Genomic DNA, 21019 nt, shown 5'->3' on the forward strand with positions numbered 1-21019 from the left:
AGATTCAGATCCGGACGTTGACGGAATCGCCGCAAGAGGGATTCGAACGAACCGGGTTCGCCTGTGGAGAGAATGCATGGATAGCGTCGTCATTGCGGGTTACGCCCGCTCCCCCTTTCACCTGGCCAACAAGGGCGCGCTGGCGCGCGTTCGTCCCGATGACCTGGCGGCGCAGGTCGTGCGCGGCCTGATCGCGAAGACCGGCGTGGAAGCTGCCGACATCGAGGACCTCATCGTGGGCTGCGCCTTTCCCGAAGGCGAGCAGGGCCTTAACGTCGCGCGTCTGATCGGCCTGCTTTCGGACCTGCCGCTCTCGGTCGGCGGGATGACCGTCAACCGCTTCTGCGGCTCGTCGATGAGCGCGATCCATATCGCCATGGGCCAGATCGCCGTGGGCGCGGGCGAGGCTTTCATCTGCGCAGGGGTCGAATCGATGAGCCGGGTGCCGATGATGGGCTTCAACCCGATGCCCAACCGTGCGCTCGCCGAAAAGTCGGCCGCCTACATGGGCATGGGCGAGACGGCTGAGAACGTCGCGACCAAGTACCAGATCCCGCGCGCCGAGCAGGAGGCGCTTGCGGTCGAAAGCCAGAAGCGCGCCAGTGCTGCGCGCGATGCGGGCAAGTTCGTCGATGAGATCGTGCCCATCGAGACCAAGGCGGGCCTGGTCGAGCAGGACGGCACCATTCGCGGCGGTACGACAGCGGAGGATCTCGCCGGGCTCAAGCCCGCGTTCGATGCCAAGGGCTCGGTGACGGCGGGCACGTCCTCGCCGCTGACCGATGGCGCAAGCGCGGTGCTGGTCACGACGGAAAGCTATGCGAGGGCCCATGGCCTCCCGATCCTGGCGCGCATCAAGTCGGTCGCGATTTCGGGCTGCGCGCCCGAGACGATGGGGCTGGGCCCCATCCTCTCCAGCCAGAAGGCGATGGAGCGCGCCGGGATCACCGCGGCCGACCTCGACGTGGTCGAACTGAACGAGGCCTTTGCCTCGCAGGCCATCGCCTGCATCAAGGACCTGGGCCTCGATACCGCGAAAACCAATATCGACGGGGGCGCCATTGCCATCGGCCATCCGCTGGGCGCAACCGGCGCGCGCATTGTCGGCAAGGCGGCCTCGCTGCTGAAGCGCGAGGGCGGCAAGTACGCGCTCGCCAGCCAGTGCATCGGCGGCGGGCAGGGCATCGCGACGGTTCTGGAGGCGGTGGAATGACCCAGCCTGTCCAGAAAGTCTGCGTGATCGGGGCTGGCACCATGGGCGCGGGTATCGCGGCGCAGGTCGCCAACGCCGGTGTCCCCGTGCTTTTGCTCGATATCGTCCCCAAGGACGGAGCCAACCGCAACGCCATCGCGCAAGGCGCAGTTGCGAAGATGCTCAAGACCGAGCCTGCGCCGTTCATGAGCAAATCGGCGGCAAAGCTGGTCGAGACCGGCAATATCGAGGACGACCTTGAGAAGGTCGCGACCTGCGACTGGATCATCGAGGCGGTGATCGAGCGGCTCGACATCAAGCAGGGCCTTTACGAGAAGCTCGAAGCGCTGAAGAAGCCCGGCACGGCGGTCTCGTCGAACACCTCGACGATCCCCCTTGCGAACCTCGTCGAGGGGCGCTCGGACGCCTTCAAGGCCGACTTCCTCATCACCCACTTCTTCAACCCGCCGCGCTACATGCGGCTGATGGAGATCGTGACCGGCCCGGCCACGGCACCCGATGTCGCCGCGAAGGTCGAGGAATTCGCCGACGTGAAGCTGGGCAAGACGGTCGTTGCGGCCAAGGACACCCCCGGTTTCATCGCCAACCGCATCGGCACCTTGTGGATACAGCTTGGTCTCAACGCCGCGTTCGACATGGGGATCTCGGTGGAGCTGGCCGACGCGGTGGCGGGCAAGCCCATGGGCGTTCCCAGGACCGGCATCTTCGGCCTTGTCGATCTGGTCGGCATCGACCTCATGCCGCACCTGCAGGCCAGCCTCACCTCGACGCTGGCCAAGGACGATCCCTACCAGGCCATCGCGCGCGACATTCCGCTCATCCAGAAGATGATCGCGGACGGCTACACAGGCCGCAAGGGCAAGGGCGGGTTCTACCGTCTCAACAAGGAAAAGGGCCGCCAGAAGGAGGTTATCGACCTGGCCACGGGCGAGTACCACGCGGTCACACGTCCGGCAGGCCCGCGCGGCGCTGCGGCCAAGGGCAACCTGCGCAAGCTGGTCGAGACCAAGGGCGAGATCGGCGAATATGCCTGGGCGATTCTGGGCGGAACGCTGGCCTACGCGGCAAGCCTGGTGCCCGAGGCGGCGGACGACGTGGTCGCCATCGATGATGCGATGAAGCTGGGCTACAACTGGAAGCAGGGCCCCTTCGAGATGATCGACGTTCTGGGCGCGGCCTATCTTGCCAGGCGCCTGGAGGAGGACGGCCAGCCGGTGCCCGACATCCTCAAGGTGGCGGGCGAGCGCAGCTTCTACCGCGTCGAGAACGGCGTGCGCCAGCACCTTGGCCTTGACGGTGAATACCACGACATCGTGCGTCCCGAGGGCGTGCTGCGCCTCGCCGATGTGAAGCTGGCCTCCCAGCCGATCCTCAAGAACGCCTCGGCCGCGCTCTGGGATATCGGCGATGGCGTTGTCGCGCTCGAATTCACGGGCAAGATGAACGCTTTGGATGGCGAGGTGATGAAGCTCATCGTCCAGGCGCTCCCGCTCGTCCAGGAGAAGTACAAGGCGCTGGTCGTCTACACCGATGCCGACAACTTCTCGGCAGGGGCGAACCTGGGCCTTGCCCTATTCGCGGTGAACATCGCAGCCTATTCGGAGATCGAGAAGCTCGTGGCGGGCGGGCAGATGGCCTACAAGGGCCTGAAGTACGCCCCGTTCCCGGTCGTCGGCGCGCCAGCGGGCATGGCGCTGGGCGGGGGCTGCGAGATCCTGCTCCACTGCGATGCCGTCCAGGCCTATGCCGAGCTCTACACCGGCCTCGTCGAATGCGGCGTCGGGCTGGTGCCCGGCTGGGGTGGCAACGGCGAGATGCTGCTGCGCGCACGCAACGCGGCCAAGATGCCCAAGGGCCCGATGCCGCCCGTCGCCAAGGTGTTCGAGACCGTCTCGACCGCCACTGTCTCCAAGTCGGCCGCGCAGGCCAAGCAAATGCTCTTCCTGCGCCCCGATGACGGGATCACCATGAACCGCGACCGTCTGCTCTACGATGCAAAGCAGAAGGCTCTTTCGCTGGTCGAAGGCTACGCCCCGCCCGAAGCGCCCGAGTTCCGGCTCCCCGGCGACAGCGGGCGCGTCGGCCTCGCGATGGCGGCACAAGGCTTCCACAAGCGCGGGCTTGCGACCGAGTACGACCTTGTCGTCTCGGATGCCCTCGCCGAAGTGCTGACCGGCGGCGATGGCGATCTGGTTGATACCGTGAGCGAGCAGGAACTGCTGAAGCTGGAGCGCGACGCCTTCATGAAACTGGTGCGTGAGCCGCGTTCGATTGCCCGCGTCGAGCATATGCTCGAGACCGGCAAGCCGCTGCGCAACTAAGTGAAAATAACAGGGGGACGCGCGCTGCGTGTCCCCCGCGAGGAGAGTTGAGATGCAGGTATACGAGGCCCCCTTGCGCGACATGGCGTTTGTGCTGAACGAGCTTCACGCCGACGACGGGTTCGGCGATCTGGAGGCGCTGTCCGAATTCACGCCGGACCTGACCGGCGCGATCCTGGAAGAGGCGGCGAAGGTCGCTCAGGAAGTGCTCCTGCCCCTGAACCGCAGCGGCGACATGGAAGGCTGCACGCTGGAAAACGGCGTCGTGCGCACGCCCAAGGGCTTCAAGGAAGCCTATGACATGTTCCGCGAAGGCGGCTGGTGCGCGCTTGCCTCGGATCCGGAATGGGGCGGGCAGGGCCTGCCCGAAGCGGTCAACAAGCTGACCGAGGAGATGATCTGCTCGGCCAACCTCTCCTTCAGCCTTTACCCTGGCCTGACCCACGGCGCGACGACCGCGATCGAGGGGTACGCCAGCGACGAATTGAAGCAGGCCTACCTGCCGAAGATGGTCTCCGGGGAATGGTCGGGCACCATGTGCCTGACCGAACCCCACTGCGGCACGGACCTTGGGATGTTGCGCACCAAGGCCGTGCCGCAGGATGACGGGTCGTACAAGCTCACCGGCGCCAAGATCTTCATCTCGGCGGGCGAGCATGACTTGACCCAGAACATCGTCCACCTGGTCCTGGCGCGCATGCCCGATGCCCCTCCGGGCGTGAAGGGGATCAGCCTGTTCCTGGTGCCCAAGTACCTGCCCAAGGACGATGGCACGCCGGGAGCGGCCAACGGCGTCTCGGTCCAGGCGATTGAACACAAGATGGGCCTCAAGGCGTCTGCCACCTGCCAGCTCAACTTCGAGGACAGCGTGGGCTGGCTCGTGGGCAAGCCGCACAAGGGCATGGAAGCGATGTTCACGATGATGAACACCGAGCGCGTCTCGGTGGGCATCCAGGGGCTGGGCGTGGGCGAGGCGGCCTACCAGTCGGCGGTGTGGTATGCGAAGGACCGCGTGCAGGGGCGCTCGCTCTCGGGCGTCAAGAACCCCGATGGCCCCGCCGATCCGATCATCGTCCATCCCGACGTGCGCCGCATGCTGATGACGATGCGCGCCTATAACGAAGGCAGCCGCGCCATCGGCGCCTGGGTCGCCCGCGCGCTTGATGCCGAGCGCCACTCGACCGACCCCGAGGTCAAGGCCCGCGCGCAGGACTTCATCGCGCTGATGACCCCGGTCGTGAAGGCGCTCTTCACCGACCTTGGCCACGAAGCCGCGCATCTGGCTGTCCAGGTTTACGGCGGGCACGGCTATATCGCCGAAAGTGGTGTTGAACAGTTCGCCCGCGATGCGCGTATCGCGATGATCTACGAGGGCACCAACGGCATCCAGGCGCTGGATCTGGTCGGGCGCAAGATGCCCGCGCACATGGGCCGCTACTTGCGTTCGTTCTTCCATCCGGTCGCAGCTTTCGTTGAGGCGAACAAGGAGGATGCGGACTTCGGCAAGATGATCGAGGGGCTGGAAAAAGCCTTCGGCGCGCTCCAGCTCTCGACCGGCACGATTGCCCAGAAGGGCATGAAGGACCCCGAGGAAGCCGCTGCGGCTGCGACCGACTACCTGCGCCTGATTGGCCTTGTTGCGATGGGCTATACCTTCGCCAAGGCCGCGCTGATCGCGCGCGGCAAGCTTGCCGAAGGCGCCGAGGACGCGGCCTTCTACAAGGCCAAGATCACGACCGCGCGCTTCTTCTTCGACCGCCTGCTGCCCCAGGCGACCGCCGCGTTCCTCGCGATCAAGTCGGGCAAGGCCTCGATGATGGAATTGGAGGCAGACGCCTTCTGACACTCCAGCCGGTTCCCGCCGCAGTCCTGCGCGGTGGGACAGGATGGGCTAACCGGTCGGGTCGCGCCAACCGAAAGGAGAACACCCGGGATGGCCTGCAATGGCGGTCCCGGGTGTTCGTCATGGGGCGTGACTGGTTTCCGCGCTGGTTTGCGCGGCGGCGGGCACGGGATGTGCGCGCTTTTCGGCCTGGTCGTCGATGGTGGGATCGGGGACCTTGAAGAGCCGGGTGGGCTTTTCCAGCGCGCTTTCTGAAGAATGCGAGGTCAGGCTGATGAACCAGGGCGAGGCAAGCAGGCCCAGCGTCAGCGGCGAGAGCCAGATCGCGGTGACCGGATCGAGGAAGGCGGTCGCGGCGAAGAGGAGGCCCAGCGCAATGTGCTCGCGCAGGTCGGGAATGATCTCGCGCACCGAGATGCGCCGCGCCTCGCGCGCCTGCGTCGACCAGCCTGCCGAGATGCCGAAAAGCAGGCCCATCAGCGCCTTGGTCTGGGTGACCATGGTGATCGGCGCGAAAAGGACGGCGAGCGGGACTTCGGCCGCCACCGAACGCAGGATCGTGGCCGTTCCGCCAAAGGCCGCGCGGCGCTTGGCATCCGAAAGCATCCAGACAAGGCCCATCGCCTTGGGCCCGAAGAGCAGCACGACGGTCAGCCACAGCACGCTCGGCGGGGCGGTGCCGACGAAACCGGCGCCCATCTGGCCCGCCGCCTGGGCAATAGTGACAAGCAGCAGCAGCAGCCAGCCGGGCGAGGTCAGGTAGGCCGAGGCGCCTACCAGCAGGTGCAGGCGATGCGTCCAGGTGAGGCCCGAGCTGGCCAGCAGCTGAAGGTGCTGCAGGTTGCCCTGCATCCAGCGCCGGTCGCGGATCGCCATGTCGACGACGGTGGGCGGGAACTCTTCGTAGGAGCCGCCGATCATGACCATGTGGACCGCCCAGCCACGCCGGCGCAGCAGTGCGGATTCGAGCATGTCGTGGCTGAGGATGTGCCCGCCGAAGGGGCCCTTGCCCGCCAGTTCGGGAAGGCCGCAGCTTTCGGCAAAGGCACGCGTGCGCACGATGGCGTTGTGGCCCCAGAAGTTCGATTCCGAGCCCGACCACCACAGCAGGCCCGCCGAAGCGATGGGCCCATAGGCTTCGCTCGCGAACTGCATCCAGCGCTGGAACAGGGTGCGCGCGTTGATGATCATGGGGACGGTCTGAAGGAGGCCAATGGAGGGGCGCTCCTCCATGATCGAGGCCATGCCCACGATCGAATCCCCGCTCATCATCGAATCCGCGTCGAGCACCAGCATACATTCGTAGGCCCCGCCGAAGCGGCGCACCCATTCGGCGATGTTGCCGGGCTTGCGCGCGATGTTCTTCTCGCGGCGGCGATAGTAGACGTTGATCGGCGCTTCGGCGGCGACCTCCAGCCACTCGGCGTATTCGCGCTTACCGGACAGCTCGTTGGAATCGGACAGCACGAAGAAGTCGATCCACGGCGCACCGCCCGCCTTTTCGATGGAGCTGGCCATGGCGCGCACGCGGGCGAAGACCTCCTCCACGCTCTCGTTGTAGACCGGCATCAGCACGGCGGTGCGCTTGGAGAGCGACTGCGCGGGGCTGGGGATCGCGGTGAAACCGGGATGTTCGCCCGAGATGAGTTTCAGGAACCCCACCGTCGAGCTCACGAAGCCGAAGGCGATCCAGGTGAACAGCGGAATGAAGAAGACAAGAAGCGCGATCTCGAAGGCATCGAGGCCATCGCGCGAAAATGCAAAGCGCAGCTCGCTCGAGGCGGCAAGGCCGATCACCGCGGTGAGCGTGATCAGGAGGAGGCGCTTCATCGCCATGCCCGGCGGCTGCGTCTTCACCTCGATGGAGCCCGGAGGCGGTCCATCGAGGCGTTGGATCGGCATCTCCAGCGGCGCTTCATCGGGAAGCGGACGCGGGGGCTGCGCGGGCGGCGGGGCCATGGTCATACGTTCAAGGTCTTTATCACGGTTTCGGACAAGGCGTTCTCGCCCTGCTTCAGGAACAGGCGCAGGTCCATCGGGTTCCCCTGGCCTTGCGCGTCGCTCATGCGCACGTCGAGCTTGACGCGCCAGGTGTTCGTCTGGCCGACCAAGGGGTGGACCTCGCGGGCAAGGATCGCCTCGGGCGGCGCTTCGGCGACGACTTCGACCCCGCTCGTTCGGTCGAGCCCGGCAAGGGCAGGCCCTGCAAAGTCGAAGACGAACTTGCGCGCGCCCGCAATCGCGGGGCCGTCGGCAAGACCGGCCTTGCCTTGCCAGTCGTTGATGCACCGGGCGATGGCGCTCTGGCTGGGGTCGTCCGAGGTCCAGGTCAGGCGGTAGCCGAAGGCCATCTCGTCGCCCTTGCGTACGGGCTTCGCCGGGGTCCAGAAGGCCGCGACATTGTCCTGGTTCTCGTTGTCGGTGGGCATTTCATAAAGCCGCACCGCGCCCTTGCCCCAATCCGAAGTCGGCTCGATCCAGAGCGAGGGGCGCCTGTCGTACCAGGAGCCGTCGTCCTGGTAATGGTCGAAGGTCTGGTCGCGCTGGAGCAGGCCAAAGGCGGACGGATCATCGGCGGTGAAGCTGAAGGTGATCGGGTGGAGTGCGTTCTCCAGCGGACGCCAGACCTGCTCGCCGTTGCCCGCGCGGATCAGGAGGCCGTCGCTGTCGTGGACTTCCGGGCGCCAGTCGGGCCCGCGGGGAGGGCGCGGATAGGAACGGCTGGCCTGGTCGAACCAGAACATGCTCGACATGGGCGCGATGCCCAGCTGCTGGATGTCCTTGCGGATGAACAGCTGTGCCTTCACGTCCTGCACCACGCCCGCATCGCCGCCCCCGCGCGTGTCGATGCGGTAGGCGCCGGCAACCGAGGGGCTGTCGAGAAGGGCGTGGATCACGAAGTGGTCGGCGCCCGCCTGTTCGATCCAGAAATGGGTGAAGCGGGGAAATTCCTCGCCCGAGGCCAGGCCGGTGTCGATGGCGAGGCCGCGAGCGGAGATGCCGAACTGGTCGCGTGAACCGGACGTGCGGAAATAACTGGCGCCCATGAACGAGAGCCAGTCCGCGTGGCCATCGGCGGCCATCACGCGAAAGCCTGCGATGTCCGCCTCTTCCTCGCCCACGAAGAGGCTGGAATTGTCGACCACGGGCCGGGCCATGCCATCGGTCACGACATCAATGCCGACGGCATAGGGGGAGACGGCGGTCGCGGTCGGGAAAAAGCGCACGACGTTCGCCACGGCATGGGCGTCACCGTAGGTAAGCCGCGCAAGCGTGTCGAAGTCCTGCGCGGCGCGCGACGAAATCTCGGGAGCCTGGTACGCAGCCCTGGCAAGGTCGCGGGCGCGCTTGACCAGAATGTCCCACGAGAACGGCTCGGGATCGCCCAGCATGGTGGCGGGCTCGGCTGCGGCCAGCGCGGCGCGCGGAAACGCACCGCCGGCAAGGACCGTGGCCAGACCCAGCAGCAGGCCGCTCGCCTCGCGGCGGTTGAGCGGGAGGCGGGCAGGGGTGTTGGAAGAGGGTGTCGTCAGCATAAGGCTCGTGAACTCCGGTCTGGTGCCCCCGGTTTCATCGCTTGCGTCAATTCCCTGTTGTGGCCGGGGCCTGTGGGGCCTCGCGCCAGCCGATGATGACATCCTCACCGGCCTCAAGCTGGGACGAGAACACCTCGGTGCGCCCGCCGTCGCTGCCCCCCGCGGTCACGAAGACGCGGCGCGGGTTGCCATCCTCTCCCACGAGGTAGATCGAATCGCGCCCGTCCATCGCCTCGCCCGCGCTGTCCGGGCGGAACTCCAGTGCGGCGTCGGGAACGAGCAGGACGTTGCTGCGCGGTGCCAGCGCCACCTCGACGCGCGCGGCCATCCCAGGCTCGATGCCCTCGGTCGCGCCGGTCAGGCGGAAGTGGGCCACGCGCTGGCCGCTCGCGTCCTCGATCCGGTCGAGGACGGCGGTGTGGGCGACATCGGGCTGGGCTTCGAGCCGCACGCTGGCCTCGGCGCCCGGCTCCAACGCCATCGCCGCCTCGCTGGCGAGCGGCACGCGCAAGGTCAGCTGGCTGCCAGGATGGACCAGCGTGAAAAGAAGCATGTCCTGCAGCACGCCCTGGCCCTGGCTGAGATTGTGGACCACGACCACGCCGTCGAACGGCGCGCGGATCACGCGGCCACGGGCGCGCTCCTTCTCGGCCTCGACGTCGTTCTGGGCGGCATCGCGGCGTCCTTGCGCGGCGGCCAGGCCCTCGCGGGCGCGGCGGGCATCGGCACGTGCGCTTTCCATCTCGTTGGTGGAGGGCACGCGATGGTCGGACTCGCGCCAGACCCGTTCGAAGCGGGCGAGGCGTGTCGAGGTCTCCGAGACGGAGACCTCGGCGGCTTCGACATCGGCCTGTGCCGAGGCGAGGCGCGCCTCGTGGGCGGCGAGCGTCTCGTCCCCGCCGGGGGCCTCGATGCGGGCAAGGACCTGTCCGTACTTTACCGTATCGCCGGATTTCACCGGCAGATCGGCAAGGCGTCCGTCGAGGCGCGCGCGGATCGCCAGTTCCTCGGCGCCGTGGACCATGCCGGCTTCGGAGAGGCGCGGCACGAAGTCGCCGCTCGTGATGCTGGCGACGTAGTAGGGATCATCGTTGCCCGCGACGAAGCGCACGAAGAGCGTCGCAATCGCGATGATGGCAAGGACAAGGACGACAAAGCTGATGAGCTGGCGGCGGCCCCGGCGGGGCGCTGCGCCCAGGAACGTGTCGAGCGAGCTGTCCGTGCTCTGGGTGCCGGGCGTTTCGGGATTACTCACAGACCAGCACCTCCGGGCCGTCGGCGGGCGGGGACGGGGGATCGAGATCGGCCTCGGACCACCCTAAGCCTTGAGCATCCCAGCTGCCGATGGTCGCCTGTGCGCGGGCCGAGCGCGCGGAGATGCGCGCGTCGCCCAGTTTGCGCATGGCGTTCTCGGCGACATAGAGCGTGGCCATCGTGCCCGTGCCGGAGCGATAGGCCAGGCGCGCGTCCTCGACCGTGTCGCGGGCCCGGCTCATGGCCGCGTCCAGCTTGCTCTGCCGCTCGGCCGAGAGCGCCATGCGGTCGCGGCTGGTGGCCAGTTCGTCGAGCGCGGCGTCGCGCGCCTCGCGCCACTGGCGGACCACGGCGCGTGCAGGTGTCGCGGTGTCGGTTTCAGACGGCGCGGCAGGGGCCTTGAGATCGGCCAGCGCGGCGGCAAGGTCCTCGTCGCTCACCTTGCTTTCGATCAGGTGCGCGATGAGGCGGCGTTCGAGCGCGAGGAGGTCTGCGCGCCGGGCAATGTCCTCAGCTGTGCTCTCTTCGGGCGGGAGCGCGCCGATGTCGGGCACCTGTCCGGTTTCGCCGAGTTTGGCTTCCAGTGCCGCGTCGCTGAGGCCGACCAGCTGCGCGAGCGCATGGCGGCTGTCCTCGTAGCGGCTCTGGAGCGTGCCGATATCATCGTTGCTGGCCGCCAGCGCGGTCCCGGCAAGGCCCGTGTCGACGCCCGAGACGAGGCCCGCTTCCTCGCGGAAGGCGGCGATCTCGGCGTTGTCGCGGGTGGTGGCAAGGGCGCTATGGCGCGCCTCCAGCATCTCCTGCAGCTCACGCGTTGCGATGTAGCTGCGCGCGATCCGTGCGGCGAGGTCGGCGCGCCTGTCGGCGTAGGTGAAGGCGCGTGCGGCTTCCTGAGCGGCGTCGACATCGGTGCCGCGCGTGTCGAACAGGCGGCCGATGCGCGTGTCGATGCGCCGTGCGTGCGAGCGGGCGCGTTCGTTGGCGCGGCGCAGCGAGAGCGCCTGGCAGGTGAGGTCGCGGTTCTGCGCAAGGCCCGTCTCGACCAGTTCGGCAAGCAGCGGATCGCCCGCGCTGCGCCACCAGTAGGGCTCCGTCGGTGCGCGCGCGGCCGCGGGAATCGGGGCCAGCGTGGAGGCGGGCGTGGTGCGCTCGGTCGTGCCCGCGCAGGCGGACAGGGCCAGTGCGCAGGTCAGCGCAAGAGCAGCAGGAGCAAAGGACGGGCGCGGGGAGGGGGACTTGCAGGCGTAGGACACGATGCTGCGATAGCGAAATTGCTTTCCAAGGCAATCGCCCTTGCGGAAAAACCCCGCGATGCGCGAGGCCTGTTCGACCGACCGTGCCGGGCGTGCGGCCCGATTGCCGTGTATCAAGGTGAATGTCCCCCGAGAGCTTGCGCGAAAACCTCGGAACCCAGCGGTTCCGGCTCTTGGAGTTAGACACATGGAGACCGCAAATGGTTCCGTCGACTGGTCAAAAATGCACGAAGCGAGGTGCTTGCAGGCGCGCTCGGGGGCAGGCACACAGGGACGATCATGAAACAGGCAAGCGACATTCTGACTTTTGCAACCGCCGGGTGCGGTCTTGTCGAGATCACGCGCGAGGTGGCGGACTGGGCGCGCGGCGCGCAGGTGGAGCAGGGGTTGCTCACGCTGCTGTGCCGCCACACTTCGGCCTCGCTGCTGATTCAGGAAAACGCGGCGCCCGAAGTGCGCCCGGACATTGTCGACTGGCTGGATCGCCTCGCGCCCGAAGGTCCCCACTACCGCCATGACGACGAGGGGCCCGACGATATGCCCGCGCACTTGCGCGCCATTCTGACCGGTGTGAACCTGCAGATCCCGATCATAGACGGGCGCCTTGCGCTGGGCACCTGGCAGGGCATCTATCTCGCCGAGCACCGCCGCCGCCCACACCACCGGCAAGTCGCGGTTCATCTGATCGGGGCATAACAGGGTACGAAGGAGCAAGCGTGGCAGGCACCGAGGCACAGGACAGCGCGCAGGATGGGGGCAGGGTGATCCTGCGCCACCGCCTCTCCACGCGGCTGTGGCACGGGGTGAATGCGCTGACCCTGCTCGTGCTCCTGATGAGCGGCCTGATGATCTTCAATGCGCACCCGCGCCTCTACTGGGGCGAATATGGCGCGAACTACGACGCGCCCTGGTTCAAGGTCTCCTCGGCGCGGATTGGCGCGCGCGAGTTCGGTTTCGTGCAGATCGCCAATTCCCGCGTCGAGACAACCGGCGTGCTGGGATTGTGGGAGGATCAGGACGGACGCCTGCAACGCCGCGCCTTCCCCTACTGGATGACGTTGCCCTCGCGTTACAGCCTGGCGCTCGCGCGGATCTGGCACCTGGCCTTCGCCTGGGTGCTCGCGCTGGGGCTGCTGGGTTATCTTCTCTGGTCGCTGGTGAACGGCCATCTGAGGCGCGATCTTCATATCACGCGCCGCGAATGGCATCCGCGCTCGCTCTGGCAGGACGTGAAGGCCCATGCGCGGCTACGCTTTCCCAAGGGAGAGGCGGCGCGGCATTATTCGGTCCTCCAGAAGCTCGCCTATGCCGGTGTGCTTTTCATCCTGCTGCCGGGCATGATCGCAACGGGGCTTGCCATGTCGCCGGGCACGGACGCCTGGGCGCCGCTGCTGACCCAGGCTGTAGGCGGGCGACAGACGGCGCGCTCGCTGCACTTCCTCTTCGCCTTTGGTCTGGTCCTCTTCTTTGGTGTTCATATGGCGATGGTGGTGCTGGCAGGCCCCCTCAAGCATTTGCGGGCCATCGTGACTGGACGGATGCAAATCGAGGAGGACGCGTCGTGAGCCGGATCCTGCGCCCCCGTGGCGGTCTAGCCCTCTCGCGCCGAGGGCTCCTTCGTGGCGGCGCCGTGGCGGCAGGCGGCCTTGCCCTGTCCGGGTGCGATGACCTGTGGCGCGCGGACGCGGCCAAGGATGTCCTCACCCGCGCCGAGGACCTGCATCGCTGGAGCCAGCGTGCGCTGGGCGGCGAGGCGCTGGCGCGCGAGTACACCCGGGCCGACCTTTCCCCGCGCTTTCGCGCCAACGGCAGCCAGGGCGTGGCCGATCCCGCCTACCGCCGCCAGCTGGGCGAGGGTTTCGCGGGCTGGACGTTGCGCGTCGAGGGGCTCGTGGCCCGCCCGCTCGATCTCTCGCTCGCCGCGCTCAAGGACCTGCCCCAGCGCAGCCAGATCACCCGGCACGACTGTGTCGAGGGGTGGAGCGCAATCGGCCAGTGGCAGGGGCCCCAGCTTGGCGGGCTGCTTCGGCTTGCCGGGGTGTCCGAGACGGCGCGCTACATCGTCTTCCACTGCGCGGACCTCTATCACGGGCGGCCCTATTACGAATCGATCGATCTGGCCGATGCCTTCCATCCCCAGACGATCCTGGCCTGGCAGATGAACGGCGCCCCGCTTGAAGAGGTGCACGGGGCGCCCTTGCGCCTGCGGGTCGAGCGCCAGCTGGGTTACAAGCACGCCAAGTTCGTCACCCGGATCGTCGCGGTGGACAGCCTCCAGGACATCTACGGGGGCAAGGGCGGGTACTGGGAGGATGTGGGCGACTACGCCTGGTACGCGGGAATTTGAGGCGAACGCGCTGCCGGACGGCGGATCGGCGCGACGGAAAATTCGGTTTGCCGGCCCTGTACTTGGGGAATCGTGCGCGGGATCGTCTTGAAACCTTCGTAAACTTTCGAATGGCGCGCAAATAGCGGCCTTTCGCTCCTGAACGGTTGCGCAAGCGGGGATGTCCTTGCACATTCAGAGGGTTCTCGCGCGATATCCGGCGGGGGTGCGCAGGCGCGTGGGCGCTGCGCACAGGGGGTTGCAGACTGGAGACTAGCACGAATGAATTCGTTGACCGTTCTGGCCGCGGCAGGGCAGGCGCCCGGTGAGCCGAGCCTGATCGACCGCATCACCAACATCTCGGATTTCATCTGGGGGGGGACCTGGAACGGGGAGGAAGTGCTCCCGTTCCCGCCCATGGTGATCGTGCTGCTGGGCATCGGCCTCTACATGATGATCGGCCTGCGCTTCTATCCGCTGCGCAAGCTGGGCAGCGCCTTTGCCGGGCTCTTTGCCAAGAGCCAGAAGGGCGAAACCGGCGAGATCAGCCCGTTTGCCGCGCTGTCCACTGCGCTTTCGGGCCAGGTCGGCACGGGCAACATGGCCGGTGTCGCCACCGCGCTCGCACTGGGTGGCCCCGGCGCGATCTTCTGGATGTGGGTGACCGCGCTCATCGGCATGGCGCTGGCCTTTGCCGAAGGCTCGCTTGCCATCCGCTACCGTGAACGGGGCCCCGATGGCAGCTGGCGCGGCGGTCCGATGACCTACATCGTGCGCGGCCTCGGGCCGGGCTGGACCTGGCTGGCGGTGATCTTCTGTATCGGGGCGCTGTGCTCGACCATCATCACCGGCAACGTGATCCAGTCGAACGCGCTGGCCGATTCGATGAACGAGCTGTTCGGCATCGAGGAGTGGCTGGGCGGCCTGATCGCGGCGGTGCTGGTCTTCGTGGTCATCGTCGGCGGCATCAAGTCGATTGGTGCGGTGGCCGAAAAGGTCGTGCCGTTCATGGGCCTTGCCTACTTCGTGATGGCGCTGATCGCGCTCATTCTCGATGCGCAGGACATTCCCGAATCCTTCGCCCGCATTTTCCAGGGGGCCTTTTCTCCGCAGTCGGCCATGGGCGGCTTTGCGGGCGCTGGCGTCCTGATCGCGCTGCGCGCAGGCGTCGCGCGCGGCCTCTTCTCGAACGAGGCCGGGCAGGGCACCACCCCGATGGCGCACGCCGTCGCGCAGACCCGCGACCCGGAAGTCCAGGGCCGCATGGCGATGATGGGCACCTTCCTCGACACCATCGTGATCTGCACCATGACTGCGCTGGTGATCCTGACCGTGGAGGGCGATTTCACCGCTGGCGGACAGGCCGTGGCGCACGCCTGGCAGTCGGATCTCACCGGCTTTGCAATGACCTCGGGCGCCTTCGCGGCCGCGTTCCCGACCCTCATCGCCGGTGTCCCGCTGGGTTCGGTCGTGGCTTCGATCGCGCTGATCATGTTCGTGTTCTCGACCATGCTGACCTTCAGCTATTACGGCGAGCGCACGATCACCTTCCTCTACGATCTGGTTCCAGGCTCGAGCGCGCGCGGCGAGAAGATCCTGCACATGCTCTGGCGCGTGATCTACTGCGTGGGCGTGGTGGTCGGCGCGGCGCAGCCGCTTGAGCTGGTCTGGCGCATGGGCGACATTTCGAACGCCTCGATGGCGCTGCCCAACCTGCTGGCCCTGGCTCTGCTTTCGGGCACGGTGTTCCGCATCGCCAAAGGCAAGGAAAAGCCTTCGGGCATCGATCCGTCCTGATCGAAGGCGTGCGGCGTGGGCCTTTCCCGCGCCGCACCTTTTCCCGCCTGCATACAAAAAGGCGCGCCGCGGACAGCTCCGCAGCGCGCCATTTCCTTAAGGTCGGTGCGGCGTGTCAGCGCCCGGACAGGCGCTCGACCGTGCCTTCGGGGGAGATCGCAAGATCGGGGTGCAGGACGGCAATCGTCTCGCTCATGCGGTCGAGCGCGGACTGGACGAACGCGGCCTCCACGAGGAACTCCCGTTCGTCAAGCAAGACGAGGGCCTCGCGAAGCAAGCCATGCGCTCGAGCAATTCTATCATTTGCCTGGTCCATGCAACGCCCCGATTAATTTTTTGCAAGGTTGCCGGTGACTAGGGCTTTTACCTTAGTCCTGCAAATATAAATCTAACCCATTTTGGAGAATTTGGGCAGAGGCAAGTTAACGGGCGTGAAATTTGATCGAAAAAAAACTAGGGCGCAAGCTTGAGCCTCGCAGCGTCCTCGCGCACCGCGCGGGGCTGGTCCGGCCAGATCCCGCGCGTGTCGTAGACGAGCTTTTCGGCCCGTTCGGCCAGTGGAACGACCTTGAACACGTCGTGGTCGACCAGGACAATGAAGATGTCGCAGGTCTCCAGGGCCTCGTCGATGTCGATCTGGGCGACGCCTGTATCGGTAAACTCGATCGGGAGTTCCTCCGCATAAGGCTCGACCACGTGGATGCGCGGGCCGAACTTGCGGACAAGGCGGCTGGTGATGAAGCGCGCCGGGCTCTCGCGAAAGTCGTCGATGTTCGCCTTGAAAGCGAGGCCCAGGCACGCGACCTTTGCGGCGGGGTGGGCCTCGATAAGCCCTTCGGCCTTGGCGATGACATGGTGCATCTTGTGGTCGTTGACCCCGCGCGCGGTGCGGATGAGCGGGGTGTCCTCGGGCGCGCCGTGGACGATGAACCAGGGGTCGACTGCGATGCAGTGCCCGCCCACGCCCGGCCCCGGCGTCAGGATGTTGACGCGCGGGTGGCGGTTGGCAAGGCGGATCACCTCCCAGACATCCAGCCCCATTGCGTCCGAGACGATCGAGAGCTCGTTGGCAAAGGCGATGTTGACGTCGCGGTAGGCGTTCTCGACAAGCTTGGTCATCTCGGCCGAGCGCGCGTCGGTGGTAACGCATTCGCCGCGCACGAAGCGCTTGTAGAAGGCGAGCGCCTTGCGCGCGCAGCGCGGGGTGATGCCGCCGATCGAGCGATCGTTGTTGGTGAGCTCCTCCAGGATGCGTCCGGGCAGCACGCGCTCCGGGCAGTAGGCGATGGAGATGTCGGGTGTCTCGTGCGTGAGGCCCGGGATCCTGAGATCGGGACGGGCCCTGGCGATAAGGTCGCGCAGTTCCTCGGTCGTCCCTACCGGAGAGGTCGATTCCAGGATCACCGTGTCGCCGTGCTTGAGAACAGGCGCGATGGTGCGTCCGGCCTCCAGGACATAAGAAACGTCGGGCGCGTGCTTGGCTCCGTCTGCACCGTCCTTGTGGAAGGGTGTCGGCACCGCGATCACGAATACGTCCGCGGCCGCGACTTCGACCGAGGCGGAGAGGAGCCCGCGCGCCACCACGCCCTGGACCAGGCCATCGAGATCGACTTCCTCGATGTGGATCTCGCCTCGGTTGATCGTGTCGACCACGTTCTGCGAGACATCGAGGCCCAGCACCTTGCACCCCGCACGCGCGATCACCGCGGCGGTGGGAAGGCCGATGTAGCCAAGGCCGACGACGCAGACGCTGGGCTTAGTTTCCGACTTCATGTGCAATGTGCTCCACGATTTGGCGTGCGGCGGTCCCGTCCCCGAACGGATTGTGCGCGCGCGCCATGGCCTCGTACGATCCCCTATCGTCGAGCAGGGTTGAGATTTCGGAAACGATGCGCGTCGGCACCGTTCCGACCAGTTTCGCCGTTCCCGCGGCGACGCCTTCGGGGCGCTCGGTCGTCTCGCGCATGACAAGGACGGGCTTTCCAAGCGCGGGGGCCTCCTCCTGCACGCCGCCCGAATCCGTCAGCATGATCTCGGCAAGGCTGAGCAGGCGCGCAAAATGCGGGTAGTCGAGCGGCTCGATCAGCGCGACGTTGGTAAGGCCGGCGAGCCGGGCGTTCATCACGGCGCGCACGTTGGGGTTGAGGTGGACGGGGAAGATGACGGCGGTGTCGGGCCTCGCGGCGATCTCGCGGATGGCGGTGGCGATGCCCTCCATGCCCTCGCCGAAATTCTCGCGCCGGTGGCTGGTGACGCCGATGATCCGCTTGCCAATGAAGCGCTGTTCCAGCTCGGCGAGGCCCTGCGCCAGTTCGGGGCGCGCGGCGATGGCGTCCGTTACCCAGTGCAGCGCGTCGATCACGGTGTTGCCGGTCACGTGGACGCGCGCGGGATCGACGTTCTCCTTCACCAGCGCGCCTTGCGCGGTGGTGGTGGGCGCAAAGTGCAGGCTGGCCAGCGAACCGATGATCTTGCGGTTCACCTCTTCGGGCCAGGGGTGATAGATGTTGTAGGAGCGCAGGCCCGCCTCGACATGGTCGACCGGGATCTGGCGGTAGTAGGCCGCAAGGCCGCCCGCCATCGCGGTGGCCGTATCGCCCTGCACGATCACCCGGGCAGGCTTCGCCGTGTCCATGACCGCGCCGAGCCCGGTCAGGAGCCGGGCGGTCAGCGCATCGAGGCTCTGGTCAGGCTTCATGACGTCGAGATCATGGTCGGGCACGATCCCGGCGATCTCCAGGACCTGGTCGAGCATCTGGCGATGCTGGGCCGAGACACAGACCACGCATTCGAAGCGCCGGTCGGCCTTCAGCGCGTGGATGACGGGGAACAGCTTGATCGCCTCGGGGCGTGTGCCGAAGACGACGAGAATGCGGGCGGGCTGCGTCATGAGAGTGGCTGTATCAGCGGAGTGTTAAGCAGGGAATAAGCATTCGCCGATTGGGGGCGAATGGATAAGTGTTCTCAAGTTGCCGAGACGAATAGGACGCAAAAAGAGTATTCAAGGAGCCGTGGTAATGAGAAGGTCAGGTCCGAGGGCCAGTGCCCTCGGGCTCCCCGAACTGTCTGGCTTTCCTTCCGTGCGCAACCTTGGCTGGAAAAGCTGAGGTCGCCCATTCCGGGGTCAAGGAGCGATGGCCCCTTGAATGGATCTCTTACTTCTCTTTTCCGGAGACTTACGCCGCAGGCTTGCGTGCGAACCACAGGGTATGGGGGTAGGACGTGCCGCTAGGGCGCGAGCCGACGGTGCGCGCGGTCACGGTGAAACCGGCTTCCTCCAGGCGCGTGGTGAACGCAGGGTCGAACCAGGCCGACCAGACCGCGAGGATACCGCCCGGGCGCAGGGCGCGCAGCGAGCCTGCGAGGCCCTCGGGCGAATAGAGCCCGTCGTTCTGCCAGCGGGTGAGGCCTTCCGGGCCATTGTCGACATCGAGCAGGATCGCATCGTAGCCCTCGCGCGCGGCGCCGATGAGCATGGCAACGTCATCTTCCACGACCATCACGCGCGGATCGTCGAGGCAGCCGTCGGTGAGTTCGTGCATGGGCCCACGCGCCCAGGCAAGTATCTCGGGCACGATCTCGGCCACGCATACGCCTGCATCTGCAGGCAGGGCCGAGAGCGCGGCGCGCAGGGTAAAGCCCATGCCATAGCCACCTATCAGCATCTGCACGCCCGGACGGCCCGAAAGCATGTCGCAGGTCATGACCGCCAGCGCCTCTTCCGAGGCATTGGCCTCGGTGCTCATCAGCTCGGTGTCTTCGAGCAGGATGGTGAAGGCATCGCCGTGCTGGACGAGGCGCATCTCCACGCCCTCGGGCACGAAGGCAGTACCCAGCAGCACGTCGTTGCTGGTGTCGATGGGGCCGGTGTCGAGGGGAGTCGTGGCGGTGGATTGGGAAAGGGCCATGCGCAATTGAGGTCCTGCCGTGTAAGCAAGAGCGCGGCGCGTCTCTCAGCCGGGACATGCCTACACGATGATGGCCCCGATCCCCTCCGGCATGGGGGAGGGGCGGGAGGATGGCAATACGTGGTGGCCCAAAGGACAAATCGGCTGTGGATGGGGCGTGCGGACGCCGGTTCTGCTTGCTCCTTGCCGCGGCCTTGGGCATGCACGCGCCCATGGCAATTCTGAGCGACAAGTGGATTCGGCAGCAGGCCCGCGAAAACGGCATGATCGAGCCGTTCGTGGAGGCCCAGCGCCGTGATGGCTGCATCTCCTACGGGCTTTCGTCCTATGGCTACGACGCGCGCGTGGCGCCCGAGTTCAAGATCTTCACTAACGTCGATTCCGCGATCGTCGACCCCAAGGATTTCGCCAGCAACTCCTTCGTGGACCGCGAGACCGACGTCTGCGTGATCCCGCCCAACTCCTTCGCGCTCGCGCGCACGGTCGAGTATTTCCGCGTGCCCAAGGACGTGCTGGTCATCTGCCTTGGCAAGAGCACCTACGCGCGCTGCGGGATCATCGTGAACGTCACTCCGCTCGAGCCGGGCTGGGAAGGGCACGTCACGCTCGAATTCTCGAACACGACGCCGCTGCCCGCGCGCATCTACGCGAACGAGGGCGCGTGCCAGTTCCTGTTCCTGCAGGGCAACGAACCGTGCGAGGTCAGCTACGCGGACCGTGCGGGCAAGTACATGGGCCAGCGCGGGGTTACGCTGCCGCGTCTGTGATCCGGCGTACGGCCACGCTCTGGCGGACAAGCTCGAGCTGGCCGTAACTGGTGAGGAACGAGGCGTCGGCCGCATCGCGCCCGACGCCGATCTTGGCCATTTCACTGGCCCTGGCCATCCCCGTGCAATCAATCAGGTGCCAGCACCCGTCGAGGAAGACTTCGGCGACCGCGTGGAAGTCGGGCGGATCGACGTCGGGTCCGTAGACGCTCGCAAAGCGCGCCGGGATCGCGCTGGCGCGGGTAAGCGCGATCATCAGGTGCGCATAGTCGCGGCACACGCCCTTGCCGGCGTGGAATGTGTCGGCAGCCGTCGTCTGGGCATCGCTCGCGCCCGGTTCGTAGGACAGCGTCGCGGCGATCCAGTCGCGGATGGCGGCGACGCGCGCGCCGCCTTGCGTGCCCGGAAAGGTCTCCTCGACGAAATCCTGGAAGGTGTCGGCCGGGCAGAAGCGCGAGGCCATGAGGTAGTCGACCGTCTCACCGGGAAGCATATGCGGCGGCGTTGCGGGCAGGGGCGCGATCTCGGTGACGAGGCGGTGAACCTCGACCTCGGCGGTGTAGCGCACGTGGAGCGGTTGGTCGGTGCGCAGCCAGATCCGCTCGCCGATGCTGGCCTGGCCCGGCACGCGGGCGAAATGGTCGCTGGGAGGAAGCTCGATGTAGGGCGCGCGCACCAGCTGTTCGGGGATCATCGCCGCCTCGATCTGGAGGAGGATGTCGGCCGTGCCGGAGAGCGCGTAGTGAAGCTCGGTCTCGATCGCAATTGCCATGGGGCCCCTCGCGCCGCAGCGGGTCTCTG

Annotated in this window: 17 protein-coding genes; 8 read left to right on the plus strand and 9 right to left on the minus strand. The window is 66.7% G+C overall.

Going from position 1 to position 21019, the window contains the following annotated elements; all coding sequences use genetic code 11:
* The first annotated feature begins 76 nt into the window (after positions 1 to 76).
* The 3 genes from HT578_RS17495 to HT578_RS17505 are packed head-to-tail and all read left to right on the plus strand — an operon-like array spanning position 77 to position 5377.
* Entirely contained in the window at positions 77 to 1213 is a 1137-nt protein-coding gene (locus tag HT578_RS17495; protein WP_213500879.1) for a thiolase family protein, read from the plus strand.
* Entirely contained in the window at positions 1210 to 3534 is a 2325-nt protein-coding gene (locus HT578_RS17500; protein WP_213500880.1) for a 3-hydroxyacyl-CoA dehydrogenase/enoyl-CoA hydratase family protein, read from the plus strand. Before HT578_RS17495 ends, HT578_RS17500 begins: the two co-directional genes overlap by 4 nt.
* 52 nt (positions 3535 to 3586) lie before the next feature.
* Positions 3587 to 5377 carry an acyl-CoA dehydrogenase C-terminal domain-containing protein gene (locus HT578_RS17505; RefSeq protein ID WP_213500881.1) on the plus strand — a complete coding sequence of 597 codons (1791 nt, stop codon included), beginning with the start codon at positions 3587 to 3589 and terminating at the stop codon, positions 5375 to 5377.
* 120 nt (positions 5378 to 5497) lie between these two features.
* On the opposite strand, the gene mdoH is transcribed toward HT578_RS17505, so the two are convergent.
* From mdoH to HT578_RS17525, 4 genes are read right to left on the minus strand one after another with little or no spacing between them, the layout of a single operon-like run.
* Positions 5498 to 7342: a glucans biosynthesis glucosyltransferase MdoH gene (mdoH, locus tag HT578_RS17510; RefSeq protein WP_213500882.1), complete on the minus strand. Its 1845-nt coding sequence runs from the start codon at positions 7340 to 7342 to the stop codon at positions 5498 to 5500.
* Positions 7339 to 8913, minus strand: a complete 1575-nt coding sequence (locus tag HT578_RS17515; protein WP_213500883.1) for an OpgD/OpgG family glucan biosynthesis protein — start codon at positions 8911 to 8913, stop codon at positions 7339 to 7341. The genes mdoH and HT578_RS17515 overlap by 4 nt, the downstream gene beginning before the upstream one ends.
* A gap of 46 nt (positions 8914 to 8959) precedes the next feature.
* Entirely contained in the window at positions 8960 to 10168 is a 1209-nt protein-coding gene (locus HT578_RS17520; RefSeq protein WP_213500884.1) for an efflux RND transporter periplasmic adaptor subunit, read from the minus strand.
* Entirely contained in the window at positions 10161 to 11537 is a 1377-nt protein-coding gene (locus HT578_RS17525; protein ID WP_213500885.1) for a TolC family protein, read from the minus strand. The genes HT578_RS17520 and HT578_RS17525 overlap by 8 nt, the downstream gene beginning before the upstream one ends.
* Positions 11538 to 11699: 162 nt before the next feature.
* Here HT578_RS17525 and HT578_RS17530 point away from each other — a divergent pair, with 162 nt between their 5' ends.
* The 4 genes from HT578_RS17530 to HT578_RS17545 all read left to right on the plus strand — a co-directional run bounded on the left by HT578_RS17530 (position 11700) and on the right by HT578_RS17545 (position 15543).
* On the plus strand, positions 11700 to 12116 hold the full coding sequence (locus HT578_RS17530) for a secondary thiamine-phosphate synthase enzyme YjbQ (RefSeq protein ID WP_213500886.1): 417 nt from the start codon (positions 11700 to 11702) through the stop codon (positions 12114 to 12116).
* A 20-nt stretch (positions 12117 to 12136) separates the two neighbouring features.
* The gene (locus HT578_RS17535; RefSeq protein WP_239026338.1) at positions 12137 to 12985 is read left to right on the plus strand and encodes a cytochrome b/b6 domain-containing protein; all 849 of its coding nucleotides are present in this window, start codon (positions 12137 to 12139) and stop codon (positions 12983 to 12985) included.
* Positions 12982 to 13767, plus strand: a complete 786-nt coding sequence (locus HT578_RS17540) for a molybdopterin-dependent oxidoreductase (protein WP_239026339.1) — start codon at positions 12982 to 12984, stop codon at positions 13765 to 13767. The genes HT578_RS17535 and HT578_RS17540 overlap by 4 nt, the downstream gene beginning before the upstream one ends.
* A 261-nt stretch (positions 13768 to 14028) precedes the next feature.
* On the plus strand, positions 14029 to 15543 hold the full coding sequence (locus HT578_RS17545; RefSeq protein WP_213500887.1) for an alanine/glycine:cation symporter family protein: 1515 nt from the start codon (positions 14029 to 14031) through the stop codon (positions 15541 to 15543).
* 115 nt (positions 15544 to 15658) lie between these two features.
* On the opposite strand, the gene HT578_RS17550 is transcribed toward HT578_RS17545, so the two are convergent.
* The 4 genes from HT578_RS17550 to HT578_RS17565 form a co-directional block, all read right to left on the minus strand.
* Positions 15659 to 15799 (minus strand): hypothetical protein, encoded by a 141-nt coding sequence (locus HT578_RS17550; RefSeq protein ID WP_159108009.1) that lies wholly within the window; start codon positions 15797 to 15799, stop codon positions 15659 to 15661.
* Between the two features lie 197 nt (positions 15800 to 15996).
* Complete coding sequence (gene wecC, locus HT578_RS17555) at positions 15997 to 17316, minus strand: UDP-N-acetyl-D-mannosamine dehydrogenase (protein ID WP_213500888.1); 1320 nt, start codon at positions 17314 to 17316, stop codon at positions 15997 to 15999.
* Entirely contained in the window at positions 17300 to 18433 is a 1134-nt protein-coding gene (wecB, locus tag HT578_RS17560; RefSeq protein ID WP_213500889.1) for a non-hydrolyzing UDP-N-acetylglucosamine 2-epimerase, read from the minus strand. Before wecB ends, wecC begins: the two co-directional genes overlap by 17 nt.
* Positions 18434 to 18719: 286 nt before the next feature.
* Positions 18720 to 19346: a spermidine synthase gene (locus tag HT578_RS17565; RefSeq protein WP_052322313.1), complete on the minus strand. Its 627-nt coding sequence runs from the start codon at positions 19344 to 19346 to the stop codon at positions 18720 to 18722.
* A gap of 317 nt (positions 19347 to 19663) precedes the next feature.
* Here HT578_RS17565 and dcd point away from each other — a divergent pair, with 317 nt between their 5' ends.
* A complete protein-coding gene (gene dcd, locus HT578_RS17570) occupies positions 19664 to 20218 on the plus strand; it encodes a dCTP deaminase (protein WP_039391652.1) in 555 nt (184 codons plus the stop codon).
* Here the strand turns inward: dcd and HT578_RS17575 are convergent.
* Positions 20199 to 20990 carry a transglutaminase-like domain-containing protein gene (locus tag HT578_RS17575; RefSeq protein WP_213500890.1) on the minus strand — a complete coding sequence of 264 codons (792 nt, stop codon included), beginning with the start codon at positions 20988 to 20990 and terminating at the stop codon, positions 20199 to 20201. The two genes, dcd and HT578_RS17575, sit on opposite strands and share 20 nt — an antisense overlap.
* Between the last annotated feature and the right edge of the window lie 29 nt (positions 20991 to 21019).

The sequence above is a fragment of the Novosphingobium decolorationis genome, assembly GCF_018417475.1.
GTDB classification, from domain to species: Bacteria; Pseudomonadota; Alphaproteobacteria; order Sphingomonadales; family Sphingomonadaceae; genus Novosphingobium; species Novosphingobium decolorationis.

Bases quoted from the DNA above. Each gene is read 5' to 3' on its own strand.
- wecB (WP_213500889.1), bottom strand. From the start codon at position 18,433: ATGACGCAGCCCGCCCGCATTCTCGTCGTCTTCGGCACACGCCCCGAG.
- HT578_RS17500 (WP_213500880.1), top strand. From the start codon at position 1,210: ATGACCCAGCCTGTCCAGAAAGTCTGCGTGATCGGGGCTGGCACCATG.
- wecC (WP_213500888.1), bottom strand. From the start codon at position 17,316: ATGAAGTCGGAAACTAAGCCCAGCGTCTGCGTCGTCGGCCTTGGCTAC.
- HT578_RS17530 (WP_213500886.1), top strand. From the start codon at position 11,700: ATGAAACAGGCAAGCGACATTCTGACTTTTGCAACCGCCGGGTGCGGT.
- HT578_RS17495 (WP_213500879.1), top strand. From the start codon at position 77: ATGGATAGCGTCGTCATTGCGGGTTACGCCCGCTCCCCCTTTCACCTG.
- mdoH (WP_213500882.1), bottom strand. From the start codon at position 7,342: ATGACCATGGCCCCGCCGCCCGCGCAGCCCCCGCGTCCGCTTCCCGAT.
- HT578_RS17575 (WP_213500890.1), bottom strand. From the start codon at position 20,990: ATGGCAATTGCGATCGAGACCGAGCTTCACTACGCGCTCTCCGGCACG.
- dcd (WP_039391652.1), top strand. From the start codon at position 19,664: ATGGCAATTCTGAGCGACAAGTGGATTCGGCAGCAGGCCCGCGAAAAC.
- HT578_RS17545 (WP_213500887.1), top strand. From the start codon at position 14,029: ATGAATTCGTTGACCGTTCTGGCCGCGGCAGGGCAGGCGCCCGGTGAG.
- HT578_RS17515 (WP_213500883.1), bottom strand. From the start codon at position 8,913: ATGCTGACGACACCCTCTTCCAACACCCCTGCCCGCCTCCCGCTCAAC.
- HT578_RS17565 (WP_052322313.1), bottom strand. From the start codon at position 19,346: ATGCGCCTCGTCCAGCACGGCGATGCCTTCACCATCCTGCTCGAAGAC.
- HT578_RS17505 (WP_213500881.1), top strand. From the start codon at position 3,587: ATGCAGGTATACGAGGCCCCCTTGCGCGACATGGCGTTTGTGCTGAAC.